19 protein-coding genes are annotated in these 18,681 nt (G+C 72.6%); 16 read left to right on the forward strand and 3 right to left on the reverse strand.

The window, feature by feature from the left end:
- The first annotated feature begins 37 nt into the window (after nt 1-37).
- The 10 genes from pdxT to AWH51_RS05930 all read left to right on the forward strand — a co-directional run bounded on the left by pdxT (nt 38) and on the right by AWH51_RS05930 (nt 10,015).
- Nucleotides 38-667 carry a pyridoxal 5'-phosphate synthase glutaminase subunit PdxT gene (gene pdxT / locus AWH51_RS05885; RefSeq protein ID WP_063071170.1) on the forward strand — a complete coding sequence of 210 codons (630 nt, stop codon included), beginning with the start codon at nt 38-40 and terminating at the stop codon, nt 665-667.
- A gap of 77 nt (nt 668-744) precedes the next feature.
- Nucleotides 745-1,512 (forward strand): YebC/PmpR family DNA-binding transcriptional regulator, encoded by a 768-nt coding sequence (locus AWH51_RS05890; protein ID WP_063071171.1) that lies wholly within the window; start codon nt 745-747, stop codon nt 1,510-1,512.
- Nucleotides 1,513-1,518: 6 nt separating this feature from the next.
- Nucleotides 1,519-2,172 (forward strand): crossover junction endodeoxyribonuclease RuvC, encoded by a 654-nt coding sequence (ruvC, locus tag AWH51_RS05895; protein WP_063071172.1) that lies wholly within the window; start codon nt 1,519-1,521, stop codon nt 2,170-2,172.
- A 17-nt stretch (nt 2,173-2,189) separates the two neighbouring features.
- Entirely contained in the window at nt 2,190-2,834 is a 645-nt protein-coding gene (ruvA, locus tag AWH51_RS05900; RefSeq protein WP_063071190.1) for a Holliday junction branch migration protein RuvA, read from the forward strand.
- Nucleotides 2,831-3,919 (forward strand): Holliday junction branch migration DNA helicase RuvB, encoded by a 1,089-nt coding sequence (ruvB, locus tag AWH51_RS05905; protein ID WP_081234913.1) that lies wholly within the window; start codon nt 2,831-2,833, stop codon nt 3,917-3,919. Before ruvA ends, ruvB begins: the two co-directional genes overlap by 4 nt.
- 76 nt (nt 3,920-3,995) lie before the next feature.
- Nucleotides 3,996-4,385: a preprotein translocase subunit YajC gene (gene yajC / locus AWH51_RS05910; protein ID WP_107490167.1), complete on the forward strand. Its 390-nt coding sequence runs from the start codon at nt 3,996-3,998 to the stop codon at nt 4,383-4,385.
- Nucleotides 4,386-4,509: 124 nt separating this feature from the next.
- Nucleotides 4,510-6,312, forward strand: a complete 1,803-nt coding sequence (secD, locus tag AWH51_RS05915; protein WP_063071174.1) for a protein translocase subunit SecD — start codon at nt 4,510-4,512, stop codon at nt 6,310-6,312.
- Entirely contained in the window at nt 6,312-7,322 is a 1,011-nt protein-coding gene (gene secF / locus AWH51_RS05920; protein ID WP_063071175.1) for a protein translocase subunit SecF, read from the forward strand. Before secD ends, secF begins: the two co-directional genes overlap by 1 nt.
- Complete coding sequence (locus AWH51_RS05925; RefSeq protein ID WP_063071176.1) at nt 7,319-7,678, forward strand: rhodanese-like domain-containing protein; 360 nt, start codon at nt 7,319-7,321, stop codon at nt 7,676-7,678. Before secF ends, AWH51_RS05925 begins: the two co-directional genes overlap by 4 nt.
- An 87-nt stretch (nt 7,679-7,765) precedes the next feature.
- Nucleotides 7,766-10,015: a RelA/SpoT family protein gene (locus tag AWH51_RS05930; RefSeq protein ID WP_063071177.1), complete on the forward strand. Its 2,250-nt coding sequence runs from the start codon at nt 7,766-7,768 to the stop codon at nt 10,013-10,015.
- Here the strand turns inward: AWH51_RS05930 and AWH51_RS05935 are convergent.
- The 3 genes from AWH51_RS05935 to AWH51_RS16220 form a co-directional block, all read right to left on the reverse strand.
- Nucleotides 10,002-10,610: a type IV toxin-antitoxin system AbiEi family antitoxin gene (locus AWH51_RS05935; RefSeq protein WP_254654491.1), complete on the reverse strand. Its 609-nt coding sequence runs from the start codon at nt 10,608-10,610 to the stop codon at nt 10,002-10,004. The genes AWH51_RS05930 and AWH51_RS05935 overlap by 14 nt on opposite strands.
- Before the next feature lie 94 nt (nt 10,611-10,704).
- Complete coding sequence (locus AWH51_RS05940; RefSeq protein ID WP_063071191.1) at nt 10,705-11,937, reverse strand: DUF349 domain-containing protein; 1,233 nt, start codon at nt 11,935-11,937, stop codon at nt 10,705-10,707.
- Nucleotides 11,938-12,142: 205 nt separating this feature from the next.
- A complete protein-coding gene (locus AWH51_RS16220; protein WP_063071178.1) occupies nt 12,143-12,433 on the reverse strand; it encodes a hypothetical protein in 291 nt (96 codons plus the stop codon).
- Between the two features lie 72 nt (nt 12,434-12,505).
- On the opposite strand from AWH51_RS16220, the gene AWH51_RS05950 reads away from it, so the two are divergent.
- The 6 genes from AWH51_RS05950 to AWH51_RS16375 form a co-directional block, all read left to right on the forward strand.
- Complete coding sequence (locus AWH51_RS05950) at nt 12,506-13,942, forward strand: replication-associated recombination protein A (protein ID WP_081234915.1); 1,437 nt, start codon at nt 12,506-12,508, stop codon at nt 13,940-13,942.
- A gap of 248 nt (nt 13,943-14,190) precedes the next feature.
- Nucleotides 14,191-14,820 carry a 30S ribosomal protein S4 gene (gene rpsD / locus AWH51_RS05955; RefSeq protein ID WP_012038492.1) on the forward strand — a complete coding sequence of 210 codons (630 nt, stop codon included), beginning with the start codon at nt 14,191-14,193 and terminating at the stop codon, nt 14,818-14,820.
- Between the two features lie 185 nt (nt 14,821-15,005).
- Entirely contained in the window at nt 15,006-15,227 is a 222-nt protein-coding gene (locus tag AWH51_RS05960; protein WP_063071179.1) for a hypothetical protein, read from the forward strand.
- 5 nt (nt 15,228-15,232) lie between these two features.
- Nucleotides 15,233-17,890 carry an alanine--tRNA ligase gene (gene alaS / locus AWH51_RS05965; protein ID WP_063071180.1) on the forward strand — a complete coding sequence of 886 codons (2,658 nt, stop codon included), beginning with the start codon at nt 15,233-15,235 and terminating at the stop codon, nt 17,888-17,890.
- Nucleotides 17,890-18,375 carry a Holliday junction resolvase RuvX gene (gene ruvX, locus AWH51_RS05970; protein ID WP_063071181.1) on the forward strand — a complete coding sequence of 162 codons (486 nt, stop codon included), beginning with the start codon at nt 17,890-17,892 and terminating at the stop codon, nt 18,373-18,375. Before alaS ends, ruvX begins: the two co-directional genes overlap by 1 nt.
- A gap of 82 nt (nt 18,376-18,457) precedes the next feature.
- The coding region (locus tag AWH51_RS16375) for a hypothetical protein (protein WP_414146346.1) at nt 18,458-18,681 on the forward strand (224 nt) is incomplete at its 3' end.

Below are 18,681 nucleotides of genomic sequence, written 5' to 3' on the forward strand. Positions count from 1 at the left end.
CTCGCCGGCGTGAGCGCCGCCCACCGGCTCGCCCAGCGTGGCCGGTAGCACGGCGGCGCCGAACGCCGACGGGACTCTCGTCGGCGTCCTCGCGCTGCAGGGGGACGTCCGCGAGCACGTGCGGGTGCTCGAGGGATTCGGTGCGCGCACGCGGCTCGTCCGCCAGCCGAAGGACCTGCCGGGGCTCAACGGCCTGGTCATCCCGGGCGGCGAGTCCACCGTGATGGACAAGCTGTCGCGCCAGTTCGGGATCGCCGAGCCGCTCCGCGGTGCGATCGACGACGGGCTGCCCGTGTACGGGACCTGCGCCGGCCTCATCATGCTGGCCGACGAGATCGTCGACGCGATCCACGACCAGCGGAGCATCGGCGGGCTCGACGTCGCGGTCCGCCGCAACGCCTTCGGATCCCAGACCGCGTCCTTCGAGGTGGACCTCGACGTGCCCGAGCTGGGGGACCCGCCCGTGCACGCCGTCTTCATCCGCGCGCCCGTGGTCGCGTCGGTCGGGCCGGCAGCGTCGGCTCTCGCGTCGCTCGACGACGGCCGCGTGGTCGCCGTCCGCCAGGGCGCGCTCCTCGGCACCTCGTTCCACCCGGAGGTGACGGGCGACCTCCGCTTCCACCGCCTCTTCCTCGACATGGTCGAGGAGTCCGGCCGCACCCTCTGACCCCCGGGGTCGATCGGCGCGGCCGCCCGATGGTCCATCATTGACAGCGAGCAGACGCCGCGTAAGGAGAACCACCCGTGTCCGGACATTCCAAGTGGGCGACCACGAAGCACAAGAAGGCGATCATCGACTCGCGTCGCGCCAAGTCGTTCGCGAAGCTGATCAAGAACATCGAGGTCGCGGCCAAGATCGGCGGCGCCGACATGTCCGGCAACCCGACCCTCGTCGACGCGGTGCAGAAGGCCAAGAAGACCAGCGTCCCGAACGACAACATCGACCGCGCCGTCAAGCGCGGCGCGGGCCTCCTCGGCGAGGTCGTCGACTACCAGACGATCATGTACGAGGGCTACGCGGCCAACGGCGTCGCGATGCTCGTGGAGTGCCTCACGGACAACAAGAACCGCGCGGCCGCCGAGGTCCGCACGGCGATGAGCCGCAACGGCGGCACCATGGCCGATCCGGGCAGCGTCGCCTACAACTTCCACCGCAAGGGCGTCCTCGCCGTTCCCCATGCCGAGGCGCCGACGGAGGACGACGTCCTCACGGCGGTCCTCGACGCGGGCGCGGAGGACGTCACCGACCACGGCGAGGTGTTCGAGATCCGGTGCGAGCCGAGCGACATGGTCGCCGTGCGCCAGGCGCTCCAGGCGGCGGGCATCGAGTACGACTCCGCCGACGTGGAGTTCGTGCCGCAGGTCAAGGTCGAGGTCGACCTCGAGACCGCGCGCAAGGTGAACAAGCTCATCGACGCCATGGAGGACCTGGACGACGTCCAGAACATCTACGTCAACAGCGACGTGCCCGCCGAGGTCCAGGCGGCGCTCGACGACGACGACGAGGAGTAGCCCCTCATCGCCGGGGCGCGGGGGAGCGGCGCGGGCGGCACCGGGCCGTCCGTCCGGATCCTCGGGATCGACCCCGGACTGACCCGCTGCGGCGTCGGGGTGGTCGACGTGTTCGCGGACCGCTCGGCGCGCATCGTCGACGTGCAGGTCGTGCGGACGAGCCCCACGGACGAGCTGCACCACCGGCTGCTCGCGGTGGGCGACGGCATCGACGAGCTCGTGGCGCGGCACGGCCCGGCGGTCGTCGCCATCGAGCGCGTCTTCGCGCAGGACAACCTCTCCACGGTGATGGGCGTCGCGCAGATCACGGGCGTGGCCCTCGCCGGCGCCGCGCGGCGCGGGCTCGACGTCGCGATGCACACGCCGAGCGAGGTGAAGGCGGCCGTCACGGGCTACGGGCAGGCCGACAAGAAGCAGGTCGCGACGATGGTCGCGCGGATCCTCGGCCTCGACGAGCTGCCGACCCCGGCCGACGCCTCGGACGCCCTCGCCCTCGCCATTTGCGCCGGCTGGCGGGCGGGGCTGTCCCGCGCGGGGATCACCGGGACGCCCGTGCCGGTCTCGCGCGCCGCCGCGTCGGCGGCGCCCGGTGCCGCCGGACCGACCGCGGCCCAGGCGGCGTGGCTCGCCGCCGAGCGTGCGCAGCGGGGTCGGCGCTAGCTCGTAGGGTTGTGGGCGTGATCTCCTCCCTCCGCGGCACCGTGCTGTCCGTCTCCGGTCAGACCCTCCTGCTGGAGGTCCACGGCGTCGGCTACGGGATCTCCGTCACCCCGCGGCACGCGCTCGAGCTGCGGCACGGATCCGAGGCCACCGTCCTCACGTCCCTGGTCGTCCGCGAGGACTCCCTCACCCTCTTCGGCTTCCCCGGGCCGGACGAGCTGCGCGCCTTCGAGCTGCTCTGCGGCGTCACCGGCGTCGGCCCGAAGTCCGCCCTCGCGGTGCTGGAGCACCTCGACCCCGAGGCCATGGCGCAGGCGATCGCCGTCGAGGACGACGCCGTGTTCCGCCGCGTCTCCGGCATCGGCCCCAAGACGGCGAAGCTCATCGTGCTGCAGCTCGCGGGGAAGCTCGTCGTCACGCAGCCGCGGTCGCGCTCGGCGGCATCCGCCCCGTCGTCCGTCACCGCGGACGTCCTCACCGCGCTCGTGGGCCTCGGCTGGTCGGAGCGCGTCGCCCGCACGGCGGTCGACGACGCGGTGGCCGCCGCCGAGGAGCAGGGCGCGCCGGCCGACATGGCGCGCCTCCTCCGCGTCGCCCTCGGGATGCTCGGCCCGCAGCAGGCGCCCGGCACCGCCGCGGCCGGCGCGGCGGCCGACCGGTGAGCGCCCCCGAGCAGGGCGACGTGTCGAGCCCCGTCCCCGAGTCGGAGGCCGAGCTCGCCTTCGAGGGCGCGCTGCGACCACGGTCCCTGTCGGAGTTCGTCGGGCAGGTCAAGGTGCGTGGGCAGCTGGAGCTGCTGCTGACGGCGGCCGCGATGCAGAACCGCTCGCCCGACCACATCCTCCTGGCCGGCCCGCCCGGGCTCGGCAAGACGACGCTCGCGATGATCGTCGCGGAGGAGAGCCGCCGGCCGCTCCGCCTCACGAGCGGCCCCGCGATCCAGCACGCGGGCGACCTCGCGGCGGTGCTGTCCGCGCTCGTGCCGGGCGAGATCCTGTTCGTCGACGAGATCCACCGGATGGCGCGCTCCGCCGAGGAGATGCTCTACCTCGCGATGGAGGACTTCCGCATCGACATCATGGTGGGCAAGGGCGCCGGCGCCACCTCCATCCCGCTGGAGCTCGCGCCCTTCACGCTCGTGGGCGCCACCACGCGCTCCGGCATGCTGCCTAGCCCGCTCCGCGACCGCTTCGGCTTCACCGCGCACCTCGAGTTCTACGAGACGCACGAGCTCGAGCAGGTCATCGAGCGCGCGGCCGGGATGCTGCACCTCGAGATCGAGCACGAGGCCGTCGCGGAGATCGCGGGACGCTGCCGTGGGACGCCCCGCATCGCCAACCGCCTCCTCCGCCGGGTGCGCGACTACGCGCTCGTCCACGGCACGGAGGCGGACGTGACGTCCGTCCGCGCCGCCCTCGACCTCTACGACGTGGACCCGCTCGGCCTCGACCGGCTCGACCGCGCGGTGATGCGCGGGATCCTCACGCGCTTCGACGGCGGACCCGTCGGGCTCAACACCCTGGCCGTCTCGGTGGGGGAGGAGGCCGAGACCATCGAGTCGGTCGTCGAGCCGTTCCTCGTGCGCATCGGGCTGGTCACCCGCACCCCGCGCGGTCGCGTGGCGACCCCCGCCGCCTGGCGGCACTTCGGGCTCGAGGGACCGATGGCCCAGGTCCGGCCGGGCGCCCCCGGACCGGGGGCGGCGTCTCCCGGGGCCGAGGAGCCGCTCTTCGGCGATGGCCTATGATTCAAGCTGGCCTCCCGCGGAACGTCGCCGGTTCGTCGCGTCCGTACACCCCCAGCTCCTGAAAGGCCCGTCCCGCATGGACCCGTTCACCCTGATCATGTTCGCCGTCCTGGCGCTGCTCATCTTCTTCATGTTCCGCAACAGCCGGAAGCGCCAGAAGGACCTGGCCGCGCTGCAGACGCAGATGGTGCCCGGCGCCGAGGTCATGACCGCATCCGGCATCTACGGGACGCTCGTCTCCTTCGACGACGAGAACAACCTCGCCTACCTCGAGGTCTCGCCCGGCACCGTCCTCAAGCTGCACCGCCAGACCATCGCCCGGGTCGTCGAGCCCACCGTGGCCGTGGCGGACGACGCGAGCGAGCTCGTGGACGACGCCCCCGCGACCGACGTCGTCGACGAGACCGGCAGCACGGACGCCGGTCGTCGCCTCGACGACGGCGACGCGCCCACCGCGCGCTCCTGATCCACCGGGCGGGCGGCTGAGCCGTCCGCCGCACCCGGGCGGGATCGCGCCCGGGCCAGCTCCCCCACCCATCCGGGACCGCGTCGCAGCGGCGGGCGTCCCGCGGAGAAAGTCGAGTGTCCAGGTGGCCAAGTCGCCCACACCGGTACGCAAGGCCCGGCGCAAGCTCGTCTGGCTGCTCGTCATCATCGGCCTCCTCGCCGGCGGCAATGCGGCGAGCATCGCCTTCAGCAACGGGTCCTGGACCCCGAAGCTGGCGCTCGACCTCGAGGGCGGCACGCAGATCATCCTCGCGCCGCAGCTCGACGGCTCGTCGTCCGGGCCCACGAGCGAGCAGCTCGCCCAGGCGGTGTCGATCATCCGCCAGCGCGTCGACGCGAGCGGCGTCTCCGAGGCGGAGATCACCACGCAGGGCGGCAGCAACATCGTGGTGAGCCTGCCGGGCGAGCCCGACGCCGCGACGATGCAGCGCCTGCAGTCGTCCGCGAAGCTCGAGCTGCGGCCCGTGCTCGTCGGCGCCCCCGGCACCGCCACGCCGACGCCGACGCCGACGCCCACGGACGGATCCGCGCCCGCCGACGGGTCGACCCCCGCGGCCGAGACGCCGGCCGCCGAGGCCACGCCCGACCCCGCCACGCTCTCCGACGAGCCCGCGACGCAGCCGACCGGCCCCAGCGACGTCGCCTGGATCACCCCGAGGCTGCAGGCGCAGTTCGCCGCCTACGACTGCGCCACCGCGCCGGAGAGCGACGGCCAGGCGGCACCCGCCGACCGCGCGATCATCGCCTGCGCCGACGACAAGGCGGCCAAGTACGTGCTCGGCCCGGTCGAGGTCGACGGCAGCACGATCTCCGACGCCACGAGCGGGCTGACGCAGTCCAGCCAGGGCGTCAGCACCGGCACGTGGGCCGTCAACCTCGTCTTCGACGGAGACGGCACGAAGCAGTTCGGCGACATGTCGACCCGCCTCATCACGCTCGAGTCCCCGCGCAACCAGTTCGCCTTCGTCCTCGACAACGAGGTCATCTCCGCACCGGTCACGCAGGGCGTCGTCACCAACGGCAAGCCCTCCATCACGGGCAACTTCACGCAGGAGAGCGCCAAGGCGCTGGCCGACCAGCTCAAGTTCGGCGCCCTGCCCCTGAGCTTCACCCTGCAGAGCTCGGACGTCATCTCGGCGACGCTCGGGTCCTCCCAGCTCACCAGCGGCCTGATCGCGGGACTCATCGGCCTCGTGCTCGTGGTGCTCTACTCGCTCGTGCAGTACCGGGCGCTCGGCATGGTGACGGTGGCGTCGCTGGCCATCGCCGCCGTCATCACGTACCTGCTCATCACGCTCCTCAGCTGGCGGGAGGGGTACCGGCTGTCGCTCGCCGGGGTGGCGGGGCTCATCGTCGCCATCGGCATCACGGCGGACTCGTTCATCGTGTACTTCGAGCGCATCAAGGACGAGCTCCGGGACGGCCGCGGCCTCGTCTCGTCGGTCGAGCAGGGGTGGAAGCGCGCGCTGCGCACGATCATCGCCTCCGACACGGTCAACTTCCTCGCCGCCGCGGTGCTCTTCATCCTCGCCGTCGGCAACGTGAAGGGCTTCGCGCTCACGCTCGGGCTCACGACGATCATCGACCTCATCGTCGTGTCGCTCTTCACCCACCCGATCCTGCAGCTGCTCGCCGAGCGCCGCTTCTTCGCCGAGGGCCACCGCCTCAGCGGGCTCGACCCGCGGGCGCTCGGCGCGGTCTACCGCGGCCGCGCCACCTTCCGCACCCCGACCGTCTCGACCGGCCGAGGCACCGCCGCGGCCAAGGAGGCGGCGCGCCGGCAGACCATCGCCGAGCGCAAGGCCGCCCAGGGCGCGGGAACCGGCACCACCTCGACCGCGACGATCGACGCGCCGCGATCCGACGACACGAGCAGGGACGACTGATGGCTGGCTTCTCCGAGTTCGGCAACGACCTCTACACGGGCAAGCGCTCGTTCGACATCGTCGGGCGCCGCAAGCTCTGGTACGGCATCGCCGCCGTGTGCATCCTCATCTCGATCCTCGGGCCGCTGGTCCGGGGCGGATTCACCTTCGGCATCGAGTTCACGGGCGGATCCGAGTTCACGGTGAGCGGGGCGTCCTCGCAGTCGCAGGACATCGCGAGCGACGCGGTGGCCACCGTGACCCCCGTGCCGGCGCGCGTCTCCAGCGTCGGCTCCGACGGGGTGCGCGTGCAGACCGACCAGCTCGAGGCCACCGACAGCACCGCCGTCCGCCAGGCCCTCGCCACGGCGTACGGCGTCGAGCCGGCGAGCGTCACGGAGTCGTTCATCGGCCCCTCCTGGGGCCAGGACATCACGCGCCAGGCGCTCTGGGGGCTCGTGGTGTTCCTCGCGCTGGCCGCCCTCGTCATGTCGGTGTACTTCCGCACCTGGAAGATGTCCGTCGCCGCCATCGTGGCACTGCTCCACGACCTGGTGCTCACCGCCGGCATCTACGGGATCACCGGGTTCGAGGTCACGCCGGCAGCGGTGATCGGCTTCCTCACGATCCTCGGCTACTCGCTGTACGACACGGTCGTGGTCTTCGACAAGATCCGCGAGAACACCGCGGAGGACGGCCAGGAGTCGCGGCGCACGTTCGGCCAGTCCGTCAACCTCGCCGTCAACCAGACGCTCGTGCGCTCGATCAACACCTCGATCGTCGCGATCCTCCCGGTCGGCTCGATCCTCTTCATCGGCGCCGTGGTGCTCGGAGCGGGCACCCTGCGAGACATCGCCCTGTCGCTCTTCATCGGCATCATCGTGGGCACCTACTCCACGATCTTCCTTGCCGCCCCGCTGTACGCGCACCTCCGGGAGAACGAGCCGAAGGTGAAGAAGGGCGACGCCCGCGCGGCCGCGGCCGCCAGCCGGGCCCAGGCCGAGCGCGCCGCGGCTACGGTGGAGGCATGAGCAGCGCACACGGAGCGGGCGTCCCCGAGGACATCGACGCCGCCACGGCCAAGGCCCGCACGGCGACGGGGGAGTCCTGGCTCCTCGACGTGCGCGAGGCAGACGAGTGGGCCGCGGGCCATTCCGCGGTCGCCCATCACATCCCCCTGGGCGAGCTCCAGGACCGCGCCGACGAGCTGCCGTCCGACGAGCACATCGTCGTGGTCTGCCGCTCCGGCCACCGGTCGTCGCTCGCCACGCAGGCCCTCCTCCGCGGGGGCTTCGCGGCCTCCAACATCACCGGCGGCATGCAGGCCTGGGCGGAGATGGGCGGCGACGTCGTCACGGACGACGGGTCCGCGGGCCGCGTCGCCTGATCCGCGCCCGTCCCGCCGGAGCAGTGGTCGGGAGCGCTGTGCCGCGGTGATAATTTGGTCACCAGCAGACGGCTGGGAGGCTGGACGATGACGGAGACGACCTCGAGCACGGCTTCCCTCCGGCGCCTGGTGCCCCGCCTCTTCTCGCGGGCGCAGCCGGCCGGCGCCGTGGAGCAGCTCATCCGCACCGCCAGGCTGCACCACCCCAAGGCAGACATGGGCCTCATCGAGCGGGCGTACTCGGTCGCCGAGAACGCGCACGAGGGCCAGAAGCGCAAGAGTGGCGAGCCGTACATCACCCACCCCGTGGCCGTGGCGCAGATCCTCGCCGACCTCGGGATCGGACCGAAGACCCTCGCCGCCGCGCTCCTGCACGACACGGTGGAGGACACCGAGTACACGCTCGACATGCTCCGGCACGACTTCGGCGACGAGATCGCGATGCTGGTCGACGGCGTCACCAAGCTCGACAAGCTCAAGTACGGCGACAGCGCGCAGGCCGAGACCGTGCGCAAGATGGTCGTCGCCATGTCGAAGGACATCCGCGTGCTCGTGGTCAAGCTCGCCGATCGCCTGCACAACGCCCGCACGTGGGGCTTCGTCGAGTCGGCCTCCGCCGAGCGGAAGGCCAAGGAGACGCTCGAGATCTACGCGCCGCTCGCGCACCGCCTCGGCATCCAGACCATCAAGTGGGAGCTCGAGGACCTCTCGTTCGCGGTGCTCTACCCGAAGATCTACGTGGAGATCGAGAACCTCGTCAAGCAGCGCACGCCGCAGCGCGAGGAGTTCGTGCAGCAGGTGATCGACAGCGTCAACGACGACCTGCGGTCCGCGCGCATCCGGGGCAAGGTCGCCGGCCGCCCGAAGCAGTACTACTCGATCTACCAGAAGATGGTCGTGCGCGGTCGCGAGTTCGACGAGATCTACGACCTCGTCGGCATCCGCGTGCTCGTCGACTCGCTGCGCGACTGCTACGCGGTGCTGGGTGCCATCCACGCGCGCTGGACGCCGGTGCCCGGGCGGTTCAAGGACTACATCGCCACCCCCAAGTTCAACCTCTACCAGTCGCTCCACACGACGGTGATCGGCCCGAAGGGGCGACCCGTCGAGATCCAGATCCGCACGCACGAGATGCACCAGCGCGCCGAGTTCGGCGTGGCCGCGCACTGGAAGTACAAGGAGCGCATGAACGGCGGCCGCACGACGGAGGTGTCGCCGCAGGGGGACACCGACCTCGCCTGGCTCGCCCACATCTCCGACTGGCAGTCCGAGACCGCCGACCCCGGCGAGTTCCTCGACAGCCTGCGCTTCGAGATCGGGGCGAAGGAGGTCTACGTCTTCACGCCGCACGGCAAGGTGATCGGCCTCCCGGCCGGCGGCACGCCCGTGGACTTCGCCTACGCGGTGCACACGGACGTCGGCCACCGCACCATGGGGGCGAAGGTCAACGGGCGGCTCGTGCCCCTCGAGAACCCGCTCACCACGGGCGACGTCGTGGAGGTCTTCACGTCGAAGAACCCGGACAGCGGCCCGAGCAAGGACTGGCTCGCGTTCGTCAAGAGCGCCCGCGCCCGCAACAAGATCAAGCAGTGGTTCACCAAGGAGCGCCGCGAGGAGGCCATCGAGCAGGGCAAGGACGCCATCGCCCGGGCCATGCGGAAGCAGAACCTCCCGCTCCAGAAGCTGATGAACCAGGACGCGTTCTCCGACGTGGCCCAGAGCATGAAGTTCGACGACGTCGCGGCGCTCTACGCGGCCGTAGGCGAGGGCCACGTCTCCACCCAGTCGGTGATCGAGAAGGTGCTCGCGTCCATCCAGGGCGACAGCGGCGGGGAGGCGGAGGAGGTCTTCGCCGTCACGCAGCGCTCCCGGGTGTCGCGCAACAGCGACTCGGGCGTGCTGGTCCGCGGCGCCCCCGACATCCTCGTCAAGCTCGCCAAGTGCTGCACGCCCGTCCCGGGGGACGAGATCATCGGCTTCGTGACCCGGGGTGCCGGCGTCTCGGTGCACCAGGCGTCCTGTCACAACGTCGGCTCGCTGCGCTCCGAGCCCGAGCGCATGATCGAGGTGGAGTGGGCGCCCTCGTCCAAGAGCCTGTTCCTCGTGCACATCCAGGTGGAGGCGCTCGACCGCTCGGGTCTGCTCAGCGACGTGACGCGCGTGCTGTCGGAGCACCACGTGAACATCCTGTCCGCGTCCGTGTCCACCTCCTCGAACCGGCTGGCCATCAGCCGCTTCGTGTTTGAGATGGGCGACGTCACCCACCTCGACCGGGTGCTCAACGCCGTACGGCGGATCGACGCCGTGTACGACGTGTACCGGGTCAACGGGGGCTGATCGGAGCGGCGCCGCCGGCGCCCTCGTGCTCTGCGGCGTCGTCCGCGAGACCGGCGAGGGCCGAGAGGCGCGCGAGCGCGCGGCGCTTGTCGGGCAGCGCCCCGGAGGCCTCGAGGTGCGCGCGGGCAGCGGGCACCGTGACGTCGGGGAGGGCGAGCAGCCCGAGGCACGCGCTCTCGTGCCGCGGCGTGAAGTCGGCGACCGTGCGGGCGATGTCGCACAGCGTGCGCACGGGCGTGGTGACGCGGAGGCCCGCCATGACGACGGTGTCGCGCTCGTCGAGCACGACCTCGCGGATGCGGACGTTCCGCAGCTCCGGTGGATGGCACCGCGCGACGGCGTCGACGCAGTACTCGTGCGTGCGCGGGGGCTGGCGCGTGGCGCCGTGGACCCACGCCGCGGTCAGGCGCTCGGCGATGAGGCGGCTCGGCACCTGGGCGGCCAGCGCCGCCGCGCGGAGCCAGGGGGACGCGAGCTCGTCCACGGGGGAGTAGCAGGCGTCGACCTCGTAGACCTCGCCGTCGAGGCGCGCGGAGCAGAGCTCGGCGAGGGGCAGGTCGAGGACGGACAGGACGGGAGCGAGGCGCGGGGTCATGCGGCGCACCATGGCAGGTGCCGGCCGCGCACGGACCACGGGCCGGGATCCTGTGGAGGATCCCGGCCCGTCGTCGCCGTGCGGAGGAGGAGGGTTAGGACCCCAGCGCGTCCAGCCAGACCCGGCGGGCGGCGAGCGCCTCCTCGGCCTCGGCGATGCGGCGGGCGTCGCCCTCGGCCTTGGCAGCGTCGAGCTCGCGCTGGAGCTTGTCGATCGCGGCGCCGAGCTGCGACGCGAGGCCCTCGGAGCGCGCCTTGGTCTCCGGGTTGTTCTTGCGCCAGAACTCCTCGTCGAGAGTGCGGACGTGCGTCTCGACCTTGCGGAGCCGGTCCTCGACGGTCTTGACGCTGTCGCGCGGCACGCGGCCGACGGCATCCCATCGCAGCTGGACGGCCGTGAGCTTGTCGCGCGCGGCGGTGCGCTCGGTGATCTGGAGGATGGGCTCGGCCTCGTCGAGCAGGGCGAGCTTCGCCTGCAGGTTCGCCTGCTGCTCCTCGTCGTCCGCCGCGTCGACCTCGGCCTTGGCGCCGTAGAGGACGTCGCCCGCGGCCTTGAACTGCGCCCACAGCGCGTCGTCGTAGCGCTTGCCGGCGCGGCCGGCGAGCTTCCACTCGTCGAGGAGGCGACGGTACGCCGGGATGCCGCCGACGCCCTGCGACTCGAGGGCGCGCGCCTGCTCGACGATGGCCTGCTTCTTGGAGCGGGCGTCCTTGTGCGCGTTGTCAAGCTCGGCGAAGAACGCCTTGCGCTCGGTGTCGATCGTGGAGCGCGCGGTGCGGAACCTCTTCCACAGCTCGTTGGCCTCGTTCTTGGGGAGGCGCGGCCCCGTCTGCTGGTGCTGCTGCCAACGGGCGAACAGCGCGTCGACCTCGGCCGTGAGCTGCTTCCACTGCACCTTCGAGAAGTCCTGCTGCGCGAGGCGCTCGGTCTCCTCGACGATGGCGGTGCGCTCGGCGACGGCGCCCTGGACGACCTGGCGCTGCTCCTCGCCCTGCTTCTCCGTGAGCTCGCCGACCGTGGCGGCGAGCACGTCGAGCCGGGCCCGCAGGGCCTGCAGGTCGCCGACGGCGTTCGCGCCGTCGACCGCCTCGATGAGGTGCGCGACGGCCTTCGACACGTCCGCCGCGGGGGTGCCGCGCTTGGCGCGCTGCTCCAGGAGCGTGACCTGACCCGCGAGGTCGGTGAACTTGCGCTGGAAGTACGCCAGCGCCTCCTCGGGGGTCCCATCGGGGTACTGGCCGACGACGCGCTCGCCGTCGCCCTCGCGGAGGAAGACGGTGCCCGTCTCGTCGACGCGGCCCCAGGGGGTCTGATCGTTGTCTGCCACGGATTCCACCTTGTTCGTAGGACCGGCCGGACCGGTGCGGAGACGTGCACGTCAGCCTAGAGCACGGGCATCGCGCAGGTTCGCCGCGTGCGTCGGCGGGCTGACCTGTCGATCATGCCCCAGCGCGGGTCGCGCCTGCGCGGGAGGACGCCGATCGGCCCGGGCTCGCAGGCGCTCGTGAGGACCGTGCGGTCGGGCCGGCTGCTCAGGGTGCCGGGGTGGCGTCCGGCGCCGGGGTGGCGTCCGGCGTGGCGGGCGCGGGGTCGCCGGGAGAGGCGGGGGTGGAGGACGGCGCGGGAGCCGGGGCTCCGGGGCCGGCCTCGTACGCGAGCTGCGCGCCGACCGCGAGCGCGGCGACGAGGATCACGCCGACGACCGCGACCAGGTCGTCGCGGCGGCGGCGGCGGACGCCGCTCGCGTGCAGCTCCTGACGGGCCTCGTAGCGGCGGAGCCGGGCCTGCGCCTCACGGGCTGCGCGGTCGTTCCTGGGGGCCACGGCGTCCTCCGGTCGGTGCCGCCCGAGTCGGCGGTACGGGAACACTAGCCGGTCCCGCCTACCATCGAGGTCATGACCGACACGCGAACGGGCCTCCGCTCGGGGGCCACGCCCCTGGCCGTCCGGATGCGTCCGCGGAGCCTCGACGAGGTCACCGGCCAGCGCCACCTGCTGACGCCCGGATCGCCGCTCGTGAGCCTCGCCTCGGACGTCGCGGGGGAGCAGGGCTCCGTCTCGATCATCCTGTGGGGCCCGCCCGGCACGGGCAAGACGACGCTCGCGCAGGCCATCGCGCACGGGTCGAGCCGCCGCTTCGTCGAGCTGTCCGCGGTGACGGCCGGGGTCCGCGACGTGCGCCAGGTGATGGAGAAGGCGCTCAGCGACCGCGACCTCTTCGGCGTCTCCACGGTGCTGTTCCTCGACGAGATCCACCGCTTCACCAAGGCGCAGCAGGACGCGCTGCTGCCGGGCGTGGAGAACGGCTGGGTGATCCTGATCGCGGCCACCACGGAGAACCCCTCGTTCTCGGTCATCTCGCCGCTGCTCTCCCGCAGCCTCCTGCTGACCCTCGAGCAGCTCGACGACGACGACCTCGGCGTGCTGGTCGACCGCGCGGTGGCCGACGCGCGCGGCCTCGGCGGCCGGTTCGCGCTCGACGACGACGCGCGCGCCATGATCATCCGCCTCGCGTCGGGGGACGCGCGGCGCGCGCTCACGGCGCTCGAGGCGGCGGCCGTCTCCGCGCAGGCCGACGCCGCCGCGAAGGCGCGCGTGGCGGAGGGCGACGATGGTGGCGAGGGCGAGGGCGAGGGCGAGGGCGAGGACGAGGACGAGGACGCCCGACGCGACGTCCCCGCGGCGGATCCCGCCCCGATCCCCATCTCCACCGAGCAGGTCGCCCTCGCCGTCGACCGGGCGCTCCTCCGCTACGACCGCAACGGCGACGAGCACTACGACGTCATCAGCGCCTTCATCAAGTCGATCCGCGGCTCCGACGTGGACGCCGCGCTGCACTACCTGGCCCGCATGATCGAGGCGGGGGAGGACCCGCGCTTCATCGCCCGGCGGATCATCGTCTCGGCCTCCGAGGACATCGGGCTCGCCGACCCGCAGGCGCTCGTCGTCGCGGTCGCCGCCGCCGACGCGGTGCAGCTCATCGGCATGCCAGAGGGGCGGATCCCGCTGGCCCAGGCCGTCGTGCACCTCGCGACCGCGCCCAAGTCGAACGCGTCCTACCTCGGCATCGACCAGGCCATCGCCGACGTGCGGGCCGGCGCGTTCGGCCGCGTGCCGCTGCACCTGCGCGACGCGCACTACCCGGGCGCGAAGCGCCTCGGCCACGGCAAGGGCTACCGCTACCCGCACGACGCGGACATCGGCGTCGTCACCCAGCAGCACCTCCCCGACGAGCTCGTGGGCCGCACCTACTACTCGCCCACGCAGCACGGGCACGAGCGCGACCTCGCGGCGCGCCTGGAGAAGCTGCGGCGCATCGTCCGCGGCGGGTGACGCCGGCGCGGCGCACCCCCGGGAGCGCGCGGATGCCGTGCTAAGCTCGCTGTCGCCTAGATGGGGTGTCGCGTGCGGCTGCGTCGACATCCAGATCCAAGGGACACGTCCTGTAGCCGGACGACCCGTGGCGAATCCCTCTACTTCCGCAGGACCCGCATCAGCGGGATCGATCGTCGCGCGCCCATGCGTGTGCGCGGACGCCCTGCACCACCCGTCGTCAGAGACTTTCTCCCTGGAAGGAAAACGTGTCCACCAAGTCACGCACCCGCAGCAAGACCCGCCTCTCCCGCGCGCTGGGCATCCCGCTCACGCCGAAGGCGGCCAAGTACCTCGAGAAGCGCCCCTACGCGCCGGGCGAGCACGGCCGGTCCAAGCGCAAGCAGGACAGCGACTACGCCGTCCGCCTCCGCGAGAAGCAGCGTCTGCGCGCCCAGTACGGCATCCGTGAGGCCCAGCTCAAGATCGCCTTCCAGGAGGCGCGTCGCACCCAGGGGCTGACCGGTGAGAACCTCGTCGAGATCCTCGAGCAGCGCCTCGACGCGCTCGTCGTCCGCTCCGGCCTCGCGCGCACCACGGCGCAGGCCCGCCAGCTCGTCGTGCACCGCCACATCATGGTCGACGGCAAGATCGTCGACCGCCCCTCCTTCCGCGTGAAGGCCGGCCAGATGATCCACGTCAAGCCGCGCTCCGAGGGCACCGAGCCCTTCCAGGTCGCTGCCGCCGGCGGTCACGCCGACGTGCTGCCGAAGCTCCCCTCGTACCTCGAGGTCGAGCTCGACAAGCTGCAGGCCCGCCTCGTGCGCCTGCCGAAGCGCGCCGAGGTCCCCGTGACCTGCGAGGTCCAGCTGGTCGTCGAGTACTACGCGGCCCGCTAGCCACCCGCACCACCGTCCGCGAGGCGGGTCGCCCTCCGGGGCGGCCCGCCTCGCGGCGTATCCGGGCCACGGGCGCCGGCGACCGCGCGCCCGCCCGCCCGCGGGACGCCGAGACCGGGCCGGTAGGATCGCCCTCGGCCCCGTGGCCGCGCACCCGGCACGACGTCTCCCGGAAGGGGAACCCCATGAAGAACCTCGTCCTCATCGCCGTAGGGGTCGCCATCGGCTTCGCCGCCGCCCACGTGGTCGACCGCACGCCCGCCGGGCACCGCCTGTTCCAGGGCGTCGACGCCCGGGCCCGCCGCTTCGGCGAGGCCGTCGAGCACGGGTACCGCCGCCGCGAGGCCGAGCTCCGCGCCGCCGTCGGCGAGGCCGAGGACACCATCACCGAGCTGGGAAAGCAGTAGACCGCATGCAGACCGCAGACATCCGCAACGCCTGGCTGACGTACTTCGGCGATCGGGGGCACACCGTCGTGCCGTCGGCGTCGCTCGTGAGCGACGACCCGACGCTCCTGTTCACGGTGGCCGGCATGGTCCCGTTCGTGCCGTACCTCACGGGCGTCGTGCCCGCGCCGTTCCCGCGCGCCACGAGCGTGCAGAAGTGCATCCGCACGCTCGACATCGAGGAGGTCGGCCGCACGCCGCGGCACGGCACCTTCTTCCAGATGAACGGCAACTTCTCGTTCGGCGACTACTTCAAGGAGCAGGCCATCGCGTACGCGTGGGAGCTGCTCACCACGAGCGAGGCCGACGGCGGCCTCGGCTTCTCGCCCGACGACCTGTGGGTCACCGTCTACCACGAGGACGACGAGGCCCGGCAGGCGTGGAAGCGCATCGCGGGGCTCCCGGACGAGCGGATCCAGGGCCTCGGCCGCGACACGAACTACTGGCACACCGGGCAGCCCGGGCCCGCGGGCCCCTGCTCCGAGATCTTCTTCGACCGCGGCCCGGCCTACGGCGCCGACGGCGGCCCGGCGACGGACGACGACCGCTACGTGGAGATCTGGAACCTCGTCTTCATGCAGTACCTGCGCGGGGCGGGCACCGGCAAGAGCGACTTCGAGATCCTCGGCGACCTGCCGAAGCGGAACATCGACACCGGCATGGGGCTCGAGCGCGTCGCGTTCCTCAAGCAGGGCGTCGAGAACATGTACGAGATCGACCAGGTGCGCCCGGTCCTCGACCGCGCGTCCGAGCTCTCGGGCCGGCGCTACGGCGCCGACCACGAGGACGACGTGCGCATGCGCATCGTCGCCGACCACGTGCGCTCGTCGCTCATGCTCATGTCGGACGGCGTCCGGCCGTCCAACGAGGGACGCGGCTACATCCTGCGCCGCCTCATGCGCCGCACGGTGCGCGCCATGCGCCTCATGGGCGTCGACGCCGCCACCTTCGGCGAGCTGTTCCCCGCGTCGCGCGACGCGATGAAGGCGGCGTACCCCGAGGTGTCCGACGACTTCGACCGCATCTCCCGCCTCGCGTACGCGGAGGAGGAGACCTTCCTCCGCACGCTCGCCGGCGGGACGACGATCCTCGACGTGGCCGTGGGCGAGACCAAGGCGAAGGGCGGCGAGCGGATCGCGGGCGACACCGCCTTCCTCCTGCACGACACGTTCGGCTTCCCCATCGACCTCACGCTCGAGATGGCGGAGGAGAACGGCCTCACGGTCGACCGCGAGGCGTTCGACCGGCTGATGCTGGAGCAGCGCACGCGCGCCAAGGCGGATGCCAAGAGCAAGAAGACCGCGCTCGCCGACCTCACCGTCTACAGCGAGTTCCGCGCAGCCGGCGAGACGCGCTTCACGGGCTACGACGAGCTCGAGACCGGGACGACGATCCTCGGCCTCATCGTGGGCGGACACAGCGTCGACCACGCGGTCGCGGGCGACATCGCGGAGGTCATCCTCCCGGAGACGAGCCTCTACGCCGAGTCCGGCGGCCAGGAGGCCGACGCGGGCAGCATCGTCGGGAACGGCTTCGACCTCGAGGTGCTCGACGTGCAGAAGCCCGTCAAGGGCCTCGTCAGCCACCGCGTGCAGGTGCGCTCGGGCGAGGTGGGCGTCGGCGACGCCGCCACCACGGTCGTCGACGCCGGCTGGCGCCGCGGCGCGACCCAGGCGCACTCGGGCACGCACCTCGTGCACGCAGCGCTCCGCCAGGTGCTCGGCCAGGACGCGCACCAGTCCGGCTCCTACAACCGCGCCGGCTACATGCGGCTCGACTTCGCGTGGAACCAGGCGCTCAGTCCCGAGACGCGCAGCGAGATCGAGGACATCGCGAACGGCGCCGTGCGGGACGACCTGCAGGTCGTCACGCGGGTCATGCCGATCGACGAGGCGAAGCAGCTCGGCGCCATGGCGCTGTTCGGCGAGAAGTACGGCGACACCGTGCGCGTCGTCGACATCGGCGGCCCGTGGTCGCGCGAGCTCTGCGCGGGCACGCACGTGTCCTCCAGCGCGCAGATCGGGCTCATCAACGTGGTGGGGGAGTCGTCCGTCGGATCCACGAACCGCCGCATCGAGTCGCTCGTGGGTCGCGAGGCGTTCCAGGACCTCGCCGTCGAGCGCGCCATCGTGTCGCAGCTCACCTCGAGCCTCAAGACGCCGCGGGAGCAGCTGCCCGACCGCATCGCCGACCTCCTGCAGAACCTCAAGACCGCGGAGCGGCGCATCGCCGACTTCGAGGCGCAGGCGCTGCAGCAGCGCGTGCCGGCCCTCCTCCAGCAGGGTGCGCGCGTGGGCGCCGTCACGCTGATCCAGGACTCGCTCGGCAGCGTGCGCTCGGCGGACGAGGTGCGCCAGCTCGTGACGCTCGTGCGCGAGCGCGCGGGATCCGAGCCCGTGGTCATCGCCCTCGCGGGCGACGCGGGCGGCAAGCCGACCGTCATCGTCGCCACGAACCAGGCCGCGCGCGACGCCGGCGCCAAGGCGGGGCAGCTCGCCCGCGCCGCGGCGGCCGTGCTCGGCGGCGGCGGAGGCGGCAAGGACGACCTCGCGCAGGGCGGCGGCCAGGACGTCTCGGCCATCTCCGACGCGCTCGCGGCCGTGCGCCAGGCGCTCGCATCCTGATGCGCCTGGGCGCCCGGATCGCGGTCGACGTGGGGAAGGCCCGCATCGGCCTCGCCCGGTCGGATCCGCACGGGCTGATCGCCACGCCCGTCGAGACCGTGCCGCGCGACGCGGCCGGCTCGGCGGACGTGCGCCGCATCCTGGAGGTGGCCGCGGAGGCGGACTGCGTCGAGCTCGTCGTCGGACTGCCGCTCGCGCTCTCCGGCCGGGCGACGGCCTCCACCGACGACGCCGAGGGCTTCGCGCGGCGGCTCGCCGACGCCACGGAGATCCCCGTCCGGCTTGTCGACGAGCGGCTCTCGACGGTCTCCGCGCAGAGCGCCCTGCGCTCCTCCGGCAGAGGCTCCCGTAAGCAGCGGCCCGTGATCGACCAGGTGGCGGCCGTTATAATCCTTCAACATGCGCTCGAGAGCGAGCGCGCCGCCGGCTCCCCACCCGGCGATCTCGTCCCGAGGAACCGAGTCGATCCTGACCGACACGCCTGAGCACGACCCCGCCCGACGCGCCACGACGGCCTCGGGCGGAGGAGCCGACCCCTTCGAGAGCCTCTTCGGCGACGTGGGGGACGTGGTCGAGGCGACTCCGGGCTCCGCGTCCGCCGTCCCGGCCTCCCCTCCCGCCGGCGGATCGACGGCCTCCTCCGCGGACGCCGACACCCCGGCCCCGCGGGGCGCCGGGCCCGGCATCGGCACCGGCGCCCCCATGACCCGCCGCGAGCTCCGCGCGCTGCGCGAGGCCGCGGAGGCGCGCTCGGAGGCCGCGGCGGCATCCGGGCCCGCCCCGTCCACGTC

Origin of the sequence: Clavibacter tessellarius, from assembly GCF_001618005.1 — a bacterium.
GTDB classification, from domain to species: domain Bacteria; phylum Actinomycetota; class Actinomycetes; order Actinomycetales; family Microbacteriaceae; genus Clavibacter; species Clavibacter tessellarius_A.

Excerpts from the sequence above, each read along its gene's own strand:
- AWH51_RS05960 (WP_063071179.1), top strand. The coding sequence starts at position 15,006 with ATGAAGAACCTCGTCCTCATCGCCGTAGGGGTCGCCATCGGCTTCGCC.
- yajC (WP_107490167.1), top strand. The coding sequence starts at position 3,996 with ATGGACCCGTTCACCCTGATCATGTTCGCCGTCCTGGCGCTGCTCATC.
- secF (WP_063071175.1), top strand. The coding sequence starts at position 6,312 with ATGGCTGGCTTCTCCGAGTTCGGCAACGACCTCTACACGGGCAAGCGC.
- AWH51_RS05935 (WP_254654491.1), bottom strand. The coding sequence starts at position 10,610 with ATGACCCCGCGCCTCGCTCCCGTCCTGTCCGTCCTCGACCTGCCCCTC.
- AWH51_RS05950 (WP_081234915.1), top strand. The coding sequence starts at position 12,506 with ATGACCGACACGCGAACGGGCCTCCGCTCGGGGGCCACGCCCCTGGCC.
- ruvX (WP_063071181.1), top strand. The coding sequence starts at position 17,890 with ATGCGCCTGGGCGCCCGGATCGCGGTCGACGTGGGGAAGGCCCGCATC.
- AWH51_RS05930 (WP_063071177.1), top strand. The coding sequence starts at position 7,766 with ATGACGGAGACGACCTCGAGCACGGCTTCCCTCCGGCGCCTGGTGCCC.
- alaS (WP_063071180.1), top strand. The coding sequence starts at position 15,233 with ATGCAGACCGCAGACATCCGCAACGCCTGGCTGACGTACTTCGGCGAT.
- AWH51_RS05925 (WP_063071176.1), top strand. The coding sequence starts at position 7,319 with ATGAGCAGCGCACACGGAGCGGGCGTCCCCGAGGACATCGACGCCGCC.